Source organism: Clostridium disporicum (assembly GCF_001405015.1).
GTDB lineage: Bacteria > Bacillota > Clostridia > Clostridiales > Clostridiaceae > Clostridium > Clostridium disporicum_B.
On sequence record NZ_CYZX01000009.1, the window covers coordinates 89,955 to 111,731 of the forward strand.

Sequence of the window (21,777 nt, forward strand, 5' to 3'; positions counted from 1 at the left end):
AATTATACATTATTTCTATTATGACAAATACTATTATATTATACTTATATATTTTTATAAATACTTATTTAATCTTCTAATTGCTTTTATTGTAATCTTTTAACTCTAGATATTATCTTAAACATTATGAATACTGCTAATGCTACCCCAAATACAATCAATACTATTTTCCATTCTATAATATCATCATTATTATTAACTAATAACTCCTTATTATACTTTTCAAATTTATCTATATATTCATCAAGAACATTATTTTTTTCATTATTACTAATGTTTAAATCATTTTCAGTATCCAAGTTAATCTCTATTTCATTATTAAATCTATTGCTATTTATATTTGTATCATTTTCCGTATTACTTATCGCAATTTCACTCTCATCTAAATTATTAATATCCTCAAATATTTCTGCAACATTTATAGTATAATTACTATCTCTATAATTTGAATATATTTGCATTAATGAATTAGTATCACCTTCATATAAAATATTATTATTATTCTTATCAATTAACGATATACTTAAATCATTTAAATCAACATCCAAATCTAGATTCATTATTTCCGCTATCTCCATAATATTATCATATACAGTATAATACTTAAGAAAATTTATTTCTTCATCATTGTTTTGGACAACTTCCTTAATATTATTAACATTATTCTCTATTTCTTGAAAATCTGATTCTGAAATTTCTATATTCTCTAAATACTCAACTATATTTTCACTATAGTCTTCATTAACTCCAAGATTGACTAAAGCTTCTTCTATATAAGATAAATCTCCAGCAAAAACATTAACGCTAAAGATATTTATAAATATAAATAAACTAATACTACTTTTTATAATTTTTCTCATATCAATACTCCTTCTATTTTTCTAAAGTATTACCATTAATAGGATTGTCTTAAACTTATTTAAATACTGTAATAAAACCTTCGCATTAAAGAAGGATTAAGTAAAGCAACCAAAAAAGAAACCTAAAGGGAGTTACCCCTCTGGTTTCTTCTATTTCATATATTTTATAGGTTTCCCCATCCAATCAAAATCTCCGCAATGAATTAACTTTCCTTCTTTATCATAATACTTACCGTATTTTATCCTTCCTCTTCTATCAACATATCCTAAGGAAGATTTCCATAATTTCAAAACTTCTATTCCAACAACTGCTTGAAAGTTTCCTTTCCATCTCAATTGACCATTTTCGTAAAAATATTTTCCATATCCGTGTGGGCTTCCATAAACAAAATTGCCTTCATATTCTAATTTTCCATTATCATAATAAGATCTGCCATATCCATGTGCATACCATTTATCTGAATAATATCCCTTACCTTGAATATATTCTCCTTCATATATAAGTTCTCCATCTTCGTAAATTCTACCATTTAGTGATTCAGTATTAATATTTATAAGTCCTATATCCCTTTCAATTTGATATCTCAATTGCTTTTCAATTTTCCTACTTTTTAAAACATCAATCTCATAAAATGAATCTTCATCAGTTTTTATACTTTTCTTATCTACTTTAACCTTTTTTTCTATAGGATCCTTAAGTATGCTTTTTGGTACAATTGATAATCCCATCGAAATCATCTCCATTCATTTTAAAAATAATTAAACAATCTCCGAACCGCTTGTCTATATTTAAATAATTAACACTTTTACTATTTTATAAACATTATTTTTAAAAAAATAAATTAATTTCAAACTTAAAAAATAGGCTCAAAATGAGCCTATTTTTAAAAGCTGTGCATTATCATAACATTTGTATTAGTATTTGTATTAGGCTCTACTTTTGCAAGTAATTCATCAGCTAAAACATTTAAGTTATCAGCCCAATTAGTACCCACGCAATACTTAACATTTACTCCGTAAATACTTGTACCATTATAATAACTACCTGTTTCTGATAAATACATTTCATCTATCAGATTAGCTATATATTCTAAGCAATGAGACCAGCTTTCGAAACTTGCATAACCACCATTTCTTGACTTAATACCACCTAAGTTATTATTATATACTGCTAAAGAAGATCTTCCATGACCTGACTCTTCCATATTAAGTGCCATTAAAAATATAGCGTTAACATTATACTTTTGTTCCATCTCATAATAATCTTCTGCTAAGGCTTGAAGGTTGTTTCCTTCTAGCATTTTATAAATTTGCTCCTTAGATAAATTACTTATTTCTCTTAAGTTATCTGGATTATATGTTACTTCTTTTATTTTTTCTTTTATTATTATTTCTTCTGGGACTTTAATTTCATTTTGGAAATACCTTAAATCATCTTCATAATATCCTGGTATAATTTTCATAGCTGCTGATACTGATAATTCATTTATTCCTAAAAACATAATAGCTATGAACATACATGATAAACACTTTAATAATCTCACTATTTTCAATCCTTCCTTATATTATTATTCAATACCTATTTTTAAGTATTACCACCAATTTTAATATTAATCATTTCATTGTAAACTTTTTCCTAAAGTTTTTTAACTTATCATTAATTATTTATATCTATAATAGGAAATACTACTTTTTGAAACTAATCTAATTTTTATGGAGGTACAATTATGAAAATAACTTTTAATGGCGATCCAATCACCTTAGTTGGGAATCCCTTAAATGTAGGTGATGATGCTCCTGATTTTTTAGTAGTTGATAATAATTTGAAAAACGTAACTTTGAAAGATACCTCTGGAAAGAGAATATTTGTTGTAGTTCCTTCTATCGATACTTCAGTCTGTGATATGGAGGTTCGTAAATTTAATGAAAAGGCAGCAAGTCTTGACGATGTTACTGTATATGTAATATCTATGGATTTACCATTTGCTCAAGTTAGATGGTGTGGCGCTGCAGGAATAGATAGAGTTATAACTCTTTCTGATTATAAGCAAAAAAGCTTTGGTAAAAACTATGGGACATTAATAGAGGAATTTTGTTTCTTAACTAGAGCAATATTTGTAGTAGATGAAAATAATAAGATTATATATGTAGAATATTGTAAAGACGTTATAGATGAGCCTGATTACGAATCAGCTTTAAATGCAGTTAAATGATTTTTATATTTTTATACATATTAAGTATGAATACTAAGTTCTCTGATAAATACTTCATATTTATACCCCTTTAAAATCATTATAAGTATATTATATACTTTGTTATCAAAAATAAAAATATGCCTTCGGAGTTATTTTTATCTTCCGAAGGCATATTCATATTGATGTATTTTTTATAAAATAGAATTATTTTTTCTTTTTAGAAAACATAAATATTCCACTACCAATTATTATAATCCCAATTATAATTGTTATTCCAAAATAAACACCTTGTCCTGTTGTTGGTAAATCATTATTTCCACTATTCTCTGATACATTTGACCCTTCTGATGGTTTTTCTGTGTTTTCAGATTGTCCTGGAATTTCTGGATTAACTGGTGTTCCTGGTTTATTTTCATCAACTGGTGGTTGTGAATCCACATTAATTTCATTTACAATAACTGTAATAACTAATTCTTTAGCTTTATTTCCACTTTCATCTTCAGCAGTATATGTTATTGTATATTTACCTGATTTAGTTGTGTCTATCTTTTCTATAACTTTACCATTGCTATCCATTATAACAACTTTTACTGCTACATCTATATCTAAGTTATCTTTAGCAGTAACTTCTGGAACTTCAAAGTTTGCCCCATTTTCAAGTGTTATATTTAACTGTCCATTATACTCTATTACTGGTGCTTCCTTATCATCCTTATCTAATTTAGAGAATACACTATTAAATTCATCAGTATTTGGAACTATAACTGCAACATAATGACTATTTGTTCTTTCTAATAATCTAGCTATAATTCCTTTCTTATCTAATCTAATAGAATACTTTTGAGTTCCATCATTTAAAACAGTTCTATTTAATACCACAACTTTATATTTATTTTGTACTTGTTCAACAAATTGATTTAATGATTCTATATTCTCTATCTTATAAGTCATTGGTGATTCTTCTGTTCCATTACCACCAACATTAATTATATCATCTGGTAAAGATATTTCAGGCTTTTCTGGATTTTCCGGAACCTCTGGAACATCTGGCTCACTTGGATTCCCTGGATTTCCTGGGTTCTCTGGTTCACCTGGAATCTCTGGTTTTTCTGGTTCTACTGGCACTTCAGGTTTTTCCTCTACTACTAAAGTTGCTGTTACTTCATCTGCTTTATTACCAAATCTATCAGTAGCATTATATTGTATTGTGTAAGTTCCAGCTTTATTAAAGTCATAATCTCCACTTACTTCTACTTGAATTTCTCTACCTAAATAATCAAGAGCACTAACTCCCTCTAATAAATCAACCTCTTCACCAAGAGTAGTATTAATAGTTTTATTAGTTACTTTTATTACTGGCTTTTGAACATCTGCCGTTGGTTTTGCCTCAACAATTACAGTTGTATCTAATGTTGCTACTTCACCTTCACTATCCTCTACTGAATAGCTTATATTATATGAACCAACTTTATCAGTCTTAACTTCATTCTTAGTTACAGTAATTCTAGATTTATCTATTTCACCGTCTTCATCATCAGTTGCTATAACATAGTCAAGAGGTTCAAAGTTATCATCTTTAGATATTACTATCTTACCTTCAATAACAGATGGATGATTTGCAAGCACTAGTTTAGGTGCAGAATTTAAAGTTAATACATTATTATCTATATTTACTATATCATTGCCACTTACTTGCTTGTTAGTATCATTTAATAAATAACTATAAGCTATTCCATTTTCATCGCTACTAGGAGTGATTTTATATTTTAAAGATCCTCCTTCAACTTTATTCATATCAATTTCTAATATTTCTAATTTCCCAGCCTCTTTGTCTAAAGCTTCAGTAGAAACTACAAAAATATCCATAGATTTCTTATCGCTACTTATCTTAACATTACTCTTTAAATCTTTATCGTCAGAAGATACTAACCACTTTATAGTATCTTCTGCAAAAGTTACATCTCCATCAATCTTAACTCCCAGTTGTAATGATTTTACAACTGGTACTAAGTTATCTAATGAAATCTTAACTGTATCTTTATCAACTTTTTCAACATTCAGATTTACAGAAGCATTAGCCTGATCTTGATCAGAATTTGCATTTGCTAAACTACTTTTTGTATATATAAATGCTCCTATAACAGCAATAACTGCTACAAATAAAGATATAATCTTTTTCTTACTACTTATCTTTCTCATGCTATTCTCCTTATAATTATCTCTTATCTGTAATTCTATTTAATACAGCCTCATCAAGTTCTATTGCTCTCATATTTTTAGAAGTTAGTGTTCTCGTACTATTTTCACCACTTAAGCTTATTTCCGGTAATACATCTGGTACTTCTAATTTGAAGGTATCACTTACCAATCTTTGTCCACCTTCAGTTGCATCTGCACTATCAGTTCTGTAAAGTTCTGCAAATATCTTTTCATTATCATTCATAAATGTCGTTGCATCTTGTGGCTCTACCCAATAAATCCAAGTTCCTTCAGCTATTTCTTCTAAGTCAGCATTATCAGGTACCTCAGCCATAAGTATTCCATTATAATTATCTGCAATATGCTCTTCATTTTGATTTAAAACTAAAGGCACATTAAATGCAGGATTTCCTCTATACTCACCAGTTATTATTATTGAACCTGCTGGTATTGATTTTTCTTCATTTTCATCAGTATCTGGATTATCAACTACATAAACAAATTTTTCTTTTAATATTCCAATACCATTTTCGTAATTAATGTTATCTTTAGATACTCCAATTTCTATGTTGTCCCCTGGAGGAGTTAGAAGTTCTAATTCAGCTGCAGATATATTCTTAGTTCCTAAAGCAGTAATCTTAACATATCTTGCATTATATGAATTAAGCTGATTTCCACCAGTAACCCCTTCTTTATCAAAGTATATTGTAGCTGTAGGGTTATCTACACTTAAGCTTAAAGTTCCTTCTTTAGCTGTTGTCCAGTTAACTCCATCTTTACTTACTTCAATCTTATATTTATTTAAAGCCGAATCTGCTATTGCATTTTTCTTAAATATGAAACCTGATGTAGTTGTAGGAGCTGTATATTTAATACCAACTAAAGTCTTAATTTCTGTAGTATCTAATATTAAATACGGATTGTTATTTGGATTCATTTCAACTCCGTGAACAGAATTATTATACTCTGATTTACTTAACATTCTACCTTCGTAAGCAGTAGTATTATCGTCATCTAAAGCAAGTATTAAATCTTCATTTCCTTCACATGAATGAATATCATTATGTGCTTCATCTATACTTATAGTATTAGTAGTTAATATAGTATTAGACTTAGCAATTCCACCATCATGTCTTACCTTAACAGTTCCTAATTCTACAGTATTTGTTGGATTTAAGTTATAGTCATAAGCTATTGCTGAATAAGTAACTACTCTGTTATTAATATTATCAACAACATCAGTATAGATAGTTTCCTTATTATCTTTATCTCTTAGAATAAATCCACACGGTTTACCATTTCTATAAATTTCATATCCTAGAATATTATCATCACTCTTATCTACGGATAAGTTTATAGTAACATTTTTATCATTTACATAAGAACCATCTGTAATTAGATTGCCCTTAGAATCTGTTCCAAACTCTGCTGAAAGTGTAGTTCCTCGAGCCATATCTGCAGTTCCTGCCATTCTTCTTCTTCTAGCTTCATCATTAATATATTGAATCTTTCTAGTCTCTTTAGGGAATTGAGCTACATATTGTAAAGTTGTCGCATTTGCTACTATTCCATGAGCTTCATAGAAGTCAGTTAAATCTTTTCCTACAGCTTTTGAAGACATTCTTATTAACCATTGGTCTCTATCTCCATTGGCTCTTTCTTCTGGTGTCATTTCTCTGTATGCTCTATTTAATTTTGCATAGTATGAGTCATTACTTAAATCTGCATCATTATCTGTAAATAACATCTTATAAGTACTGTCATCCTCATATGCTAAATATGGTTGCCATAGCATGTTTACTACAACAGTTCTATCAGTAGATAATCCTAAAGTATTTGAAGTTACCTTTTTATATAAATCATCCATTGCTGAAGCATATGGACTATCTTCATCTAACATAGTTCCTGTTATTGCTGTCATTAAGTTATTACTTGTTTCTGGATAAAGTCTATCTCCAATATCCATACAGTGACCCATTTCATGGCCTATTAACCCTCCATAAAGCTTAGCTTCATCAGCATTTATAACATTTCCTGCATCATCAAATTTGTAAGGAACACCTTGAATATAGTGTGCTGAACCAAATCCAACACCGATATGATGGCTTGATGCATATGCCGCTGCCCCCATCATCATTCTTTGATATTTAATATTTAATCTTGTAAGTGGTGCTCTGTGCTTTCTGAAGTATGCTTTATCTTCCTCATCAATTGTGCCATTTCCATTGAAGTCCTGAACTTCTTCAAATACACCTTTCTTAGCAAAACCAACTTGTACTTCTTGTTCCCAAGCTAAAAGTGCATTGTAAACTCTCTCTACTTGAGCTTCTGTATTACCTTCTAAGCCACTTTCTATACCCTTTAATATTTCTGATGCCGGTAAAGTAAGAGTGAATCTATCTCCTTCAATATCTGTTGTGTTTAAAGGTGATGTTTGCTCATCATAAAGATATATATTCTTTACCTTATCTTCATCACTAACTTGTGTCGGATAAAGAGTCTTAATATCTGACATATATGTTTTTAATTCTGAAATATAAGTTCTAATTTTATCCTTAACTTCATTTTCTTTAGAAGTATCATTTATTAAGTTATTAACATTTAAATGAGGAATTTCAGTAACTCCACTTAAACGTATCTGTACATCTGCAGTTGTAGAACCTTGAGTAACTCTAGCCATAACTTGTCCACCTTTTTCTACATCAGCAGTACTAATTGTCGGAATAGTTATTTCAGTTCTACCTGGAGATATTGTGTATACCTTACTTATATATTCTCCTGGTTGTCCATAATTTTGTAAGAATACTATATCAACCTTTGTATTAGGGTCAGACGAACCCATGTATACTGTTATTTGCTTAGCTGTTCCATCATCATCAACTGAAGGTCTTGCAACACTTCCTAAAGATTGATAACTATTTTCCATTCCTAAAGATGGACCTTCATTATCAGTTCTAATACTTGCATCAAGTATTGTTATTTTTTCTGATACTCCCTTATCATTAAATAACTTTTGTGCAATATCTAATTCTTTTTCTAAAACAGACTTCTCTGGATGATATTCACCACATATAGGGTCTGGAGTATTTAATCTCTCTGCTAGCTCATCTAACATATCTTGAGTAACAGTGTCTTTAAGAACTAATCTTAAATCATCTTCGTATAAATCTTTTATATCATCTGCTAAACTATCATACTCATAGAATTTAAGTTCTGATATTCTTTGTATACTTCCAGCATATCCAGATGTATCTACCTTTATTTTATTTGTAGTTATTGGTTCTTTTAATTTTACAATATAATAATTATGTCCATTAGAAGACTTTTCAGTTACTGATTCTGTATAAACTACTTGTTTATCACCATTTTCATCCCAATAAGTAACCTTAACTTTATATAAGCCCATATAATTGCCTTTTTCTAAAGTTCGTCCTATTCCTATTGATCCTATTGTATAAGTATCATCAAATGTAATCTCTGAACCTCTATCAGCCCAATAGCTAGCTCCTGTATCCCAGTCATTAACTTTCCATTCAGTAGTAAAATCTCCATCAACTAATGCATACTCAGAATCATACTGTAAAGCTGAATCACTACTTGCCCATCCATCAGCATCTAGCTTATTACGTACATCAATAATATGAGTAGTACCAATTTCATTTTCATCTGTAGGTCTATTTATAAGCTTGTACCCTGTCATTTCTGGTGGAGTCGTAGTAACTGTACTTGCTATATATGTATCAGACATCTTACTAGTTCCTAAATGGTTTGTAGCCGTAACTCTCACTTCATAAGCTGTGTTATCTTCAAGTCCATTAATTACGTAACTATGACTTCTAACTAATTTACTTTTATCTGGATTAGTAACTTCAGGACTATTTTCTGTTACCTCTATTCTATCCTCATTTGCCTTTATCCAATTCTTATTTGTATCACCAACTTTTCTATAATAAATATCAAAGTCTCTAGCTTGAGGATGATTTTCCCATGATACAGTAAAAGATTTAAATCCTTGTTCTGTAGTTAAATTTCTTGGTTTTTCTGGTGCCTGTATAGGAACAACTCTTATCTCAGATACTGTACCTTTATCTCCATTGTAGTAACTATCAATTAGATTAAAATCAGCATCAACATTATCAGCTATTCCATCAAATGCAGGATGTCCTTGAGCTTCTGGTTTACCTGTTTCAGCTTCATAACCACTTTCCCAATCACCATTTAATGATTGGATACTAACTCTATATAAATCATAAGGCTTGATATCCTTATCTAATATATTCAAACTAGTTTTGTTAGTTTGTAATTTTTTAGTTTGAGTTACATTTCCATTTTCATCTAGTTTTTCATACTTAACCTCATATGAAGTTACATTTGGTTGTGGTTCCCATGTTAAAGTTATTCTTTCATCATGTAGGTTTGTACAAGTTTCAACAGTCTTTATTTGAGGTCTATTCATATCTGGCTTAGGTATTTCTTTATAAACATTATTTAAGAATTCTATCTTAGCAATCTCTGATATATTTTTATTTCCTCTGTTTTCTGTTACATTAATAGATATTTTCTTAACAGCAACTTGTTTTCCAAGATCTATGACTATATCTCCATTTTCTGAAGTAGTAGCCCTAGCTTGACTTTCTTCTATTCCATATGACGCTATCTGAACTTCATTATCTCCAAATGGTATTTGTTCCTCATTTCCATTAGCATCAATATAAGTAATCCAACCCTTAGACGGAGCTCCCGCATTTTCATTGTTAGAAACCTTAGGGGCTTTTATTACTACTTGCTCCATATCAATAGTGCCATTATTTCTAGAAACACTAGATAAATCAAAATCTAACTTTAATGGATTTTTCTCTGATATAGGCCCATTAGCACTTTCTATAGCTATAGGTTTATCAGTATCAACTAATATTTCTTTAATATCCCCACCATCTGGTAGTGAAATATTTTCTCCAGTTATTATTATATTTTCCGGATTTATTATCGCATCTGTATCTACAACTATTGCTGCTCCTTGAATAGCACCAATGTTTTCATTAACATAAGTTAAATCAGCAATATCTATATAACCATCTTTATTTAAGTCATATATAGCTTTAGCATTTGAATCAGCTTTTCCTAGGTTTTCAAATACTAGATTATAGTCTCCCATATCTATTATTCCATCACCGTTTACATCACCAATTAAAAATACTCCATTATAACTTGAAGATGATTTGCTACCACTTCCTAAGATAACTCTCTTAGAGTAGTTAATTATCTCTATATTATCTACCTTAGTATCTATGTAACCTTCACCATTTATTTCTGCACTATAAACTCCTAGTTCTAAACCTTCTATTATTACATGTAAGAAATAAACATCATTTTGTCCATCCCCTAATGGTTGCTTTTTGGAGTTTAATTTTTCAATTTTATAAGATGCTCCATTATCAAATGTTCCATTTATATCATTTATTTTTGATATAGTTCCAACTTTAGTTCCTTCTTTAAAGATAGTAAAACTAATGTCACTTTCTGTATTGGCCTTGATAGGCATTTGAAAATTAATATCAAATTCAATTTTCCCCAAAGATTTTGGAGTGCTTTTAGAAGCAACCTTCTCAGTAATTGTTTCATTTGACTCAACTGCTTTAATTTCCTCAACTAATTCATTTGACTCAACTGTTTCATCTGTTTCAATAACTGAAGTTTCTTCTTCTAGAGGAGTTACTATTTCTTCTAAAGAGTTTTCAATGTCTTGTTTTCCCTCTTCTTCTGTTATAGAATCTTCAAAGTTGGTATCTTCACCAATTACATCTGTTTCTTCAATAGTAACTTCAACTTGATTTTCAGCAGTAATATCAGCATTAACCGTATCAGCATTGTTATCAAATGCATGAACAGCTTGAGCAGATAAAGTAGCTAAATTGGTCGTTGCTAATGCAGTCGCAATAGTTTTAGATATTATCTTCTTCTTATTCATTATTTTCCCCATTCTCCTAAAATATACTAAAAAATTTATCGTATCATTTCATATTTTATAATTTTTTGATGTTATTCTCAATAATTTTCAGTAATTATTAGCTAAAATTATTATTTAATTAAATTTTTTCTTCAAACTTATCTTTTTATTTAAAATTAAATCTGTAAATAGTTTATATGTTTTTTTATTTTATTAAGTCCTTCAATATCATTCTACTTATAATACAAAGAGTAGATTTTTAGGTAAAAGTAGGGCCATTACTGACCCTAAACATTTATAAAATTTCTTTATAAAATATAAAAATGAAATTTAAATTATAAAATACAAAATTTTATTTTATAAATACTTAAGTAAATATATAACTTTTATTCTTTTTTACCTTTTCTATTTTTAACTAATCCTATTGCAGATGCCATAGCTATAAGTAAATATGATAACACACCTTTATCACCAGTATTAGGATTATCTACATTTCCTTCTGTCACTGGTCTTTGTACATTTTCTTCAACAACTTCATCTACTTCAACATCTGGTATTTCTATTTCAGATTTATTTGCTTTTTCTACTACTACTTTTCTCTTAATAGTAATTAAGTTTCCATCAATATCTACTACAGTATATTCTATGTCATGTTCTCCAACTGGCAGCTTACTTAAATCTACTGTTGGTATTATTACCTTATTTGTAATATCTCCATCTTCCATATCAGTTACAGTTACTCCAGCCATTAAATTAACTGTTTCACCTTCTTTTATTACTATATCATTTAGGCCTTCAATTACTGGTTCGTAGTTTGTTACTCTTACTACTCTATTTAATGTTATAGTATTTCCATCTGTATCTGTAACAGATATTAATAAGTTGAATCTCTTTTCTCGTCCAGTCGCTGGCTTACTTATCTTATCTACGATTTGTCCACTTTCTACATCTGTTATTACTACATCTATTGTAATATCCTCTAATGTATCATGGTCATCATTTATTTCTAAGTCAGCTATAGGATCAAAGTTTTCTATCTCTGATGGCTTTAAAGTTATATCTCCCCCACCTATTATTATAGGAGAATCATTTGTTACTACTTTTACTATTCTATTTAGTGTAGTTACGTTTCCTGCAGAATCTTTTACTGTATATGTTACTGTATACTCCCCTAGTGTATTTACATCAACTGTATCTCCACTTACTTCTATTGTTAGGTTAATATCCTCTTTATCTTCTACAGTTACACCATCTAATAGATTAAATTGACTACCCTTTCTAATGATTAGATCTCCCTTAATATTTATTACTGGTGCCCCATCTACTATTACAACTCTTTCTACTGTAACTTCGTTTCCAGCACTATCTTTAACTGTATAAGTTACTTCGTACTTTCCTGCTGTATCATTATCTACATCCTGTCCACCAATTATAATATTGTTTATTAAATCCTTATCTTCTTCATCTTCTACAGTTACACCTTTTAAATAATCAATTTTTTCACCTTTTTTAACTATTAAGTCACCTGCGATATTTATTACTGGAGCTTCATCCCATACTGCATAAAGAGTTAAATCAGCAGCTTCCATTCTATCAGTATCTGTTATTTTTTCAGTTCCATCTTGCTTTTTAGCCCATCCTACAAAGGAATAACCGTCTCTTGTTGGCTTCTCATCATCTGTTAATAAATCTAATGATTCCTTTATTAATCCATCAAAAAGTATAGTCTTTTCTACTGTACTTCCTGGATTACCTCCATTAGCATTAAGAGTTACCTTAAATAACTTCTTTTCAAAGTTAGCTTTTATAGTAATATTTGAATCTATTTGACTTGGGAAAGTAAATACTTTTCCAGTATCTTCATTTGTGTAATTAACAAATGTATATCCGGTATTTGCTACAACTTTTTCTGGCTCCTCTATATCAGTAAAAGGCCAAGCCTTATAGATTCCTGAATTTTTACCACTTACCGTTCCATTCCCATCATCTTTCACCTCAACAGTAACAGGCTCAATAAATCCAATATTCATATAATCATTAACATCATATAAGTGTGATGTAGTCGGTATACTAACAGATATTACACCATCTATATTATTTGCACTTACAACATCTGAATCATTTTTATATGACTCTCCTGAAAGTGCTGTCTGCTTTGTAAATCTTCTAGCATCTTTGTCAGTTATATCAAGGCTTCCACCCTTATTATTTATTCTTACCTCATATTCTCCATTATCTAAGCCTTCAAATTTATATTCACCTAGATTATTGGTAGTAGTCGTATCTAGAGTGTTATTTGTATTTTTATCCCACAGTTGAACTTCTACCCCACTTAAAGGTTCATCTATTCCTTGCTTATATAATCCATCATTATCTTTATCTAAAAATGCTATTCCTTTAATTTGTCCTATAGCTAATCTAAGTCCTACATAATTCCCCTCTACCATTACTATAGATCCGCCATCATATTTTCTACGGTAATAAGCATTAAAGACATTAAGAGAGCCTATCTCAACTTGAGATACATTACTTGCTGCTTTAAAAGTGAATTTTATCTTTCCAATAGTTCCTGATTCTATGTCTTCTTTGGCTCTAACTTTTATTACATCTTTATCATCAGTATATATATCATTAAATGAATTTAACCCCAAATTACTTGACCCATATGTAATTTCAAATAACTTAGTTGTATCTATTGGGTTTCCAGCATCATCACTAGCTGTAAGCTTAGGATTACCTTCTAATTTCATATCCCAATTAAATTGGCCAATTTGAACTTCAGGTCCCATATATACTCCCTTTTTAGGAATTGGTATATACACTTCAAAATCCTTTGCTGCCTTTGTATTATTATTCTCTATTCTAAGTATATAATCTATAAGAGTCTCTTTTGATACTTGTATAGCTGTACTTTCATCATCCTTATTATAAGGTTGCTTATCAATATCGCTTCCGTTCTCTCTAATATGTGTTGTTACAACAAGATCACTTGTTTTTATTATATCAAAGCTCTTACTCTTAGTTCTCACAAGAGCTCTAGGAGTTCCATTTAAAGTATCACCTTGAATTAAGTCAAAATTATCAATTGGAACTAATATTCCTGAGTTTGCATATATCTCATCTATATGAGAGCCTTTTTTACCTATGAATATCATTTCATTTAAGTCATAATTTCCACTAACAGTAGAATATGTATTAAATTCAAACTCTACATCAATTCCTGGATTTATCTTTAAAGTTTCAGGGTCAAATCCACCAATCTTAACATCCTTAGTTTGAAGTGTATATATCGTTGCTCCATCTACCCTACTTGTATGCTCAATAATAGTACAGTCTTTTTTAACACCTTCTTGAGTTAATTTTATAGTTCCTTTTGATAAATAGAATCCTTCTGGCATTCTTATAATTATCTCAGGATCTTCTAAATAATTTGATAAATTATATTTTCTAGTAAACCCTTTATTAGCGTCAAATGTAGTTTTTGCTCTTAATACCTTTTGTGTAGTTGAACTTAATACATCTGTTCCAAATTCATTCTTCAATGATGTATTTCCTGATGATACAGCTATGTTCTCTGGTTTAGATTCTCTTCTTATTTGATTAACTATCGGTTTTGCTACACTTGGATTCCCCTTTGGATATATAGAAATAGTTGTACTTCCATCAATTGCCCCAGGTTTTAATTCACCAAAACTTATAGCAAATTCATTGTGTCTTCCCTTCTTAGAATACTCAAATCCTGCTGGTATATTTTCTACTTCAAAAATTACCTCTTCAAAAAACTCACCTTCTGGCACCCCTAATTCATCTGCATCTATTAATCTTTTCTCATTTTGAAAAATAGCAATTTTACTATCATCTACATCATATTCTTTTGAATCTCCAAAAAGCTTATATTTTATATTTGTTATACCAGTCATACCATATGGCAATAAAACCTTTCTGGTATTCCAATTCGAGAATTTATACTCAAATATTTGGTTTTTGTAATCTACAATAGTTTTATTTTTTAAATATATATATCCACCTATTGATAGACTTTTCCCAGCATAATCATAATAATGACCTGTATCTACAGACATTTCTATATAAGCTTGTTCCAACTTAGGATCCACTACTTCTACACTATCTATTATACTTGTTGTTAACTCCTTAATCGTACCATCATAAAATTCAACTTTCATAGTATTTTGTTTTGGTGCTTCTTTAGTTCCAAATTGAGCATTTTCATTTACCTTATAAGATAAACTAATATTACTATTATTAATAGTTGCACTAGGCATCTTTATTACAACTTTATTTTCTAATGGAAAATGTTCACATACAGCATCACTTGGTGCATTATTAACTTCAACAAATGTTGTGTCTTCAGGATAATACATTGTTAGTTCTGCATTTTTTATATATGTAAAACTTCTTATTCCGTTATCATCATCTTGTGCACCTGATGTTGTATTTCTAAAATAACTATATGTCTTACCAATTCCTCCTGGCTGTAATTTAGCTGTTCTTTCTGTTCCACTATAATTTAATGAATTATTTTTTTCACCTAATTTCTTATTATTTACAGCTTCTACATTTCTTACAGCTAAACCGCTTTCTACATTATCCTCTTTTACCGTGACTTTAATAGCATCACTTATTTCTTTTGGCCCATAATATTTATATCTATCTACAGATACCTTAATTACAATATTTCCTACTTGTACTCCTTTTTTAAGCTCATATACTAATTTTCCAGTATACTTACCTGTAATTTTATCTTTACTAGGTCTCTCCAAAACTTTCTCTATTACTGCTAAATCTGCCTCTGTACCTCCATATTCTACTGAGTGAATTGGAGTTCCTACTACTGGATATCTATCAAATGCCATACCTTCTGCTAATTCTATTTCTATAGTCTTTGTGCTATTTCTATTATCAAATTCTACAAACACTGCAACTTCATTACTGGTATCATATCCCCAGTCAAACTGCCCTGTATTAGGTTTAATTTCTAATTTATTTACTGCAGCAGTTGAAATATCATAATTTTCTTCCGTAACATTTTCCTGTTCTAAATTAGAGCTAACTTCGGTTTCTTCACTAATAGTTTCATTTTCTGTTTTTAAATTACCTTCTGATACTGAATCATTTTCTGTCTTCTCTTTCGGCTCTTCATTTTCTGTTTCTAAACCGCTTTCTGGTACTAAATCATCTTCAGTTTCCTCTTCTGGTACTGAAGAACCTTCCTCTTCTGACTCTTCATTTTCTTCTAAATTCACAGTATTTACTATTTCATCATTGACTGTATCTCTGTCAATTTCATTAGCTAGAGCATTCAATGTTGGCGAAACACTATTTGTAGCAAAAACTGCTGCAACTATTAATGCTTTTACCCTATTGTGCATATATTATTTTCTCCTATAAATTGTGCATAATTTTACTCTTATACTTCTAAGATATCTTTAGTATGAAAATGGTTCATTTTTAACTAAATTTTTCTAAAAATTTTTGCCAATAAAATTATATTAATTACCATTCTGGCATAATATAAATTAATTCAAAAAAAAATAGAAGGAATTGAATATTCAATTTCTTCTATTCTTACTTATCTGAATTAATTCTTAGAGTCTAGTTTATATATCTATATAAACCTTAACTTTTCTTATTAAATATCCTTTTCTTAATAATCAGTAATATTAATATAAATATTATTAGAATTATCAGGATTAAAATAATATTATTACATTTATTATCTTCCGTGAAATACGCTCCAGAAAACACCTTTTCTAGTACATATTTTTTTTCTTTAGTATCTAAATAACTATCATCTTCTTGTAAATAATTATCTTTATCCTCAGTTTCATTACCACTATTAAATAACTCATTTATAGTTACCTTATAGTTATTAGAATTATCATCCACTTCTACTACTTCATCCTTTGGTAATATAGTCACTTTTCTCTTTTGAACAACTCTATTTCCATCATTATCTGTGACTATATACTCTATCTCATATGTCCCTGGCTTAAGCTTAGATAAATCAATATTTGATTGCTCTATGTTATTTTGCAAACTAATATTAGAATTATTTGCTTCTATAGTCCCCAAAACTTCATCTGCATTTGCTTTTGTCTCTAATATTGAACATAATATAATAACTATAGTTGCTACTATAAATTTACTATAAACCTTCTTATTCACTAAAAATGCTTCCTTACCATAATACTTATCTTAATTTACTTATTGGCATTTATTAAATTTACACCTTATAATAACAAAAAAAGATATTTTTTCTATATTTCATATTTCCATATATGTTAATTATATACATAAATAACTATTGATTATTATTAATATATTAAATCATGTAATTTTTATCCTATTACTCCTGCTCTATATTAATATTATACATAGTATAATTTCCAACAAAGTCAATTACTTTTATATTATAAGCTCCTTCCTCTAAATATATAGAAATCTTATTCTGTGACTCATCTACTTCAACATTATTAATATTATTATACTTATTTAAATCATCTATTGTACTTTTATAATCAATACCAGATAGGTTATCCTCTAAGAAAATATCTAATTTTCCGTTATTAAGCTCACCATTTAATATTACTGGAGCTTCTTTATCTATATTAGTTATATTAATTTCTTTTAAAATTTCAAAATTATTATTATCTCTACTACAAACTACTTTATATGTACCATTTTTATTTACAGTAAATACAGCTTTATTATTACTAAGATACTGTAGACTAATTAACTCATTATTTTGTGATATTACTTGTAAATCCTTACGCCCACTAAATACTAATTCAACCTCAATATCATCTTTTGAGAATCCTTTTTCATACTGTACTGATTCTATAACTATTGGCTCTTTCAATTCGTTAACTTCATTAATTATAATAACAGATGACGTAACTATTGTTCCCGCTGCAATTCCACCAACAAAATAGCTTTTTAATGAACCACTTTTTAAAAATTCATTCTTGCTAATTAAATTTATAGTGGATGCATACGTTGTTTTAACTAATGTATTTGTAGCTAGTACCCCGAATAATGATGCTGTTAATACTCTACCATATCTCTTTGATAGTTTCTTCTTTAATAATATCTTTCCATTATGTAATCTACTCTTTACTGTTCCTTCAGCACAGCCTAATATTTCTCCTATTTCCTTGAGCTTATAATTTCTAAAGTATTTTAAAATTATAACGGTTCTATATTTTTCATCTAAGTCCAATATATCATTCATTATTTCTTTACTTCTCTCATTATCTAAATACTTAGTAAGAGGATTATCTTCCTCTATCAATTTTGAACTTATCTCCTCATCACTCATAGAAATTGGTCTTTTATTTGCTTTTTGCAACTCTCTTATACTTTCATTGTAAGTAATTCTGTTTATCCATGATATAAACATCTTATTATCTTTTAATGAATTAATGTTTTTATGAATTAAAATGTATACATTCTGCACAACATCATGTAGTGTATCCTCATCTTTAATAATACTTAATGCCAAAAAATATACCTTTTTATAAGTAATTTTATAAATTGTATTAAATGAATAATCTATACCATTTTTAACATCATCTATAGCTTTAAGCAATTCCTTGCTCTCAAACCCTATCTCGTATCTCACAATACACCTCATCAATTATGTTAATACAACCATTTATTTAAGTTATTCACATAATAAAAGTATTATATTTATAAATATTCCATTAAATTATATATAAAAAACTATTTTGTTTCAAATATATATAATTTTATAAATTACAAATTAACTGAATCTTTATTTACAATTTTTTTATATGAGATAATATTTTTTGCGTATGCTAGAAATTAATAATTTTAATTATTATCAAAAAAAGTATTGTGTAACCACACAATACTTTTTTGTTAAAGTTTTTGTATATAATTATCTTTTATAGAGTTAGCCCTTTCTAGTAACTCCATAGCTATTGTATTTATATTAAATGCCCATTGATTACCCTCACAGTATCTAATATTCACATCATAGATACTCGACCCATTGTAATATGCTCCATCTTCAGATAAATACATTTCATCTATAAGACTTGCTATATATTCTAGAGAATGATTCCAATCATCAAATGTCTCCCATCCTCCACTAGCTGATTTAACCCCTCCAATATTATTATTTAATACAGCTAAATCAGAAGTTCCATGACCTGATTCTTCAATGTTCAGAGCCATTAAGAATATAGCATTTACATTATGCTTATTTTCCATCTCATAATAAGAGCTAGCTAATACCTGTAATTTCGATCCTTCTAGCAAATTATATATTTGCTCTATTGATAAATTACTTTTTTCTCTTAAATTATTTGGATTATATGTTATCTCTCTTTTTACATCTTTGCTTGCATATAATTCCTTAAACGAATTATCTCTATCACTAATACTTAATTTCAGATTATCTATCATTTCAAATAATCTGTATGCATCATTAATTCCGTTAATATTCTGTATCCTAGTGTCAGTATTAGTCTCTACCTCTTCTGGTATATCTATAATTACGCTAGCTTTAGTTGTCCCATCCTCAACAAAACCTTCATATACCTTTAAAGAATCATTATACCTAGTCTTACTTTCTAATGTGAGATTCCTAATCCCTGTTACTGGTTCTAACGTACTTTCTATAGTGCTTCCTGCTCCTGCCCCTGATAATAAGGTTACCATGTATATTGCACATAGAAATTTTGATACAACTATAATAAATAACACTCCTTTTCTAGAATAAAAGTTAATCTAAATACTGTCTTATTTATCGCAGTTGTTATTTTAAACACATATAAAAACATTTGTCAAACTGACATAACTGAAATTATCAAGAAATAATGATTATCCATAAATTGTTGATTACGACTTCATAACTACTATAAGAAGCCTTAGAAGTTAGATAATATTTTGACAATCAACTTTGTGAACTTTTTGTGAACGACGTATAAAATTGTTCATTTACTATATATAAAATTCATCTTATACAACCAATAAACATCAATAATATGTAAATTTATGGGTTGTGTAAAATAGAAAATATGCGTAAGTAGAAGAAACTATCTCTATATTACTTCAGACTAAATATCTTCATGAAAAAGAGATTCTAAGGTTAAAAAGACTTAAAGATAGACTCCATAAGGAATCTATAAATAAAAAAGCTAAAAAATTAAGTAAAGCTGTAACTAAAAAAATGAGTTGTATCAAAATAGTTTCTGATACAACCCACTAATAATTAAATTATTTAAAAATGTAACTATATTACTATAATAATTTTTCTAAATTATCTACTAATTCACCAATAGCATCAACATAATATTTTACAATTCTATCAGCTACTTCATCAGCTAAGTTTTCATTATATATATGAGATGTTGAATTTCTATCTTCTAAAAGATTAATCCATACCTTATCATCAGATATTAAATTATTAACATAAGCCTTTTTAAATATAGTTCTTGGAAAGGAATTTTCTAAAGTTACTCCAAGATATTTCATAAACTCTCTAAGTGTCTTATGTGTAAGCTCATAAGTAAATTCAAATCTTTGAATTAAACTATCCCTTATTATATCATCTTTTCCATCATATAAATCACTAACTTCTTTTAGCCTACTATATGCTTTTTTTAAGTTCATATATTTAAAATCAATACTTCTCATATATAATAATCCCTTCCTTATTGACCTGATTTATAAATAATTCATCACTAACTGATTTCATATCTGAAAAATCAAATTCTAATAATGTGGTGGTATTATTCTCTATATCTTCTATAAATTCTGATATAGATGCTTCACTATATATAGCTAAATCTATATCGCTTCTATCTCCATTATCTTTCCTAGCTCTTGAACCAAATAAAATGACTTTATTTATTTCATTATGTTTTTTCGAAATCTCTACTATTTCTTCTAATACTACTTTATCTAAATTCATAATTAGCACCTACTACTACATACTTTATTTCTATTATATATCAGCGATACTTAATTATAAATGAGTTTTTAATTCATCATTATATAGAATTTAATTCTTTCTTCTAACATATCTAAATATACATTAGAATTTCTACTTTCTCCAAATACTGTTGTTTTTTTATATTCATTATTAAATTTATTATATGTATCTTTAATCTTCAAAAATATTTTGTTCTTCATAGTTATATCAACTCCTTCAACTGAAATTATTGACACAACTTTTAAGTTCAAATCACTCTTATATATTTTTTAATATATACTATACTTCATTTTCTTTTTTCTTTGCATTATTAAAAAGTTCAATTATTTGCATTCTATCTCTTATGCTATACTCTTTAACTAAGAAACTCTCTTCATTTTCCCCTATAATAACTTCTTTACCACAATTAGAACAAAACTTGATAGTAAAATCTAACTCTTTGCCACATCTTACACAATGCATACTTTTTTATTTCCCCCATTAAATTAACTATTACTTCTAAATTAGACTGTTTAATATTTAACTTTGTTCCATCATTATACGTATAATTCAAAGAAATACCTTTCATAAAAATCATACTTTATATTATTCATT

The 21,777-nt window shown here is 28.4% G+C and carries 14 protein-coding genes; 1 reads left to right on the forward strand and 13 read right to left on the reverse strand.

Features of this window, described 5'->3' with window-relative positions:
- Positions 1-86: 86 nt before the first annotated feature.
- From ARA56_RS07660 to ARA56_RS07670, 3 genes are all read right to left on the reverse strand, one after another.
- Positions 87-860 carry a hypothetical protein gene (locus ARA56_RS07660; RefSeq protein WP_055265392.1) on the reverse strand — a complete coding sequence of 258 codons (774 nt, stop codon included), beginning with the start codon at positions 858-860 and terminating at the stop codon, positions 87-89.
- A 150-nt stretch (positions 861-1,010) separates the two neighbouring features.
- Positions 1,011-1,589 carry a toxin-antitoxin system YwqK family antitoxin gene (locus tag ARA56_RS07665; protein ID WP_055265394.1) on the reverse strand — a complete coding sequence of 193 codons (579 nt, stop codon included), beginning with the start codon at positions 1,587-1,589 and terminating at the stop codon, positions 1,011-1,013.
- Positions 1,590-1,744: 155 nt separating this feature from the next.
- Complete coding sequence (locus ARA56_RS07670; protein WP_055265396.1) at positions 1,745-2,404, reverse strand: glucosaminidase domain-containing protein; 660 nt, start codon at positions 2,402-2,404, stop codon at positions 1,745-1,747.
- A gap of 183 nt (positions 2,405-2,587) precedes the next feature.
- Between ARA56_RS07670 and tpx the strand changes: the two genes are divergently transcribed.
- Positions 2,588-3,073: a thiol peroxidase gene (tpx, locus tag ARA56_RS07675; RefSeq protein WP_055265398.1), complete on the forward strand. Its 486-nt coding sequence runs from the start codon at positions 2,588-2,590 to the stop codon at positions 3,071-3,073.
- A 186-nt stretch (positions 3,074-3,259) separates the two neighbouring features.
- Here the strand turns inward: tpx and ARA56_RS07680 are convergent, their stop codons facing one another.
- From ARA56_RS07680 to ARA56_RS07720, 10 genes are all read right to left on the reverse strand, one after another.
- A complete protein-coding gene (locus ARA56_RS07680) occupies positions 3,260-5,254 on the reverse strand; it encodes an immunoglobulin-like domain-containing protein (protein WP_055265400.1) in 1,995 nt (664 codons plus the stop codon).
- Between the two features lie 16 nt (positions 5,255-5,270).
- Positions 5,271-11,222: a fibronectin type III domain-containing protein gene (locus ARA56_RS07685; protein WP_055265402.1), complete on the reverse strand. Its 5,952-nt coding sequence runs from the start codon at positions 11,220-11,222 to the stop codon at positions 5,271-5,273.
- A 365-nt stretch (positions 11,223-11,587) separates the two neighbouring features.
- Entirely contained in the window at positions 11,588-16,591 is a 5,004-nt protein-coding gene (locus ARA56_RS07690; protein WP_055265404.1) for an immunoglobulin-like domain-containing protein, read from the reverse strand.
- Positions 16,592-16,838: 247 nt separating this feature from the next.
- Complete coding sequence (locus ARA56_RS07695) at positions 16,839-17,387, reverse strand: immunoglobulin-like domain-containing protein (protein WP_055265406.1); 549 nt, start codon at positions 17,385-17,387, stop codon at positions 16,839-16,841.
- Between the two features lie 181 nt (positions 17,388-17,568).
- A complete protein-coding gene (locus ARA56_RS07700) occupies positions 17,569-18,843 on the reverse strand; it encodes an RNA polymerase sigma factor (RefSeq protein ID WP_055265408.1) in 1,275 nt (424 codons plus the stop codon).
- Positions 18,844-19,103: 260 nt separating this feature from the next.
- Positions 19,104-19,907: a glucosaminidase domain-containing protein gene (locus ARA56_RS07705; RefSeq protein WP_055265410.1), complete on the reverse strand. Its 804-nt coding sequence runs from the start codon at positions 19,905-19,907 to the stop codon at positions 19,104-19,106.
- Positions 19,908-20,489: 582 nt separating this feature from the next.
- Positions 20,490-20,885 (reverse strand): nucleotidyltransferase substrate binding protein, encoded by a 396-nt coding sequence (locus tag ARA56_RS07710; protein ID WP_055265412.1) that lies wholly within the window; start codon positions 20,883-20,885, stop codon positions 20,490-20,492.
- Positions 20,872-21,162 (reverse strand): nucleotidyltransferase domain-containing protein, encoded by a 291-nt coding sequence (locus tag ARA56_RS07715; protein WP_055265414.1) that lies wholly within the window; start codon positions 21,160-21,162, stop codon positions 20,872-20,874. The genes ARA56_RS07710 and ARA56_RS07715 overlap by 14 nt, the downstream gene beginning before the upstream one ends.
- A 68-nt stretch (positions 21,163-21,230) precedes the next feature.
- A complete protein-coding gene (locus ARA56_RS16650) occupies positions 21,231-21,383 on the reverse strand; it encodes a hypothetical protein (protein WP_156334260.1) in 153 nt (50 codons plus the stop codon).
- Between the two features lie 79 nt (positions 21,384-21,462).
- Positions 21,463-21,645, reverse strand: a complete 183-nt coding sequence (locus ARA56_RS07720) for a zinc-ribbon domain-containing protein (protein ID WP_055265416.1) — start codon at positions 21,643-21,645, stop codon at positions 21,463-21,465.
- Between the last annotated feature and the right edge of the window lie 132 nt (positions 21,646-21,777).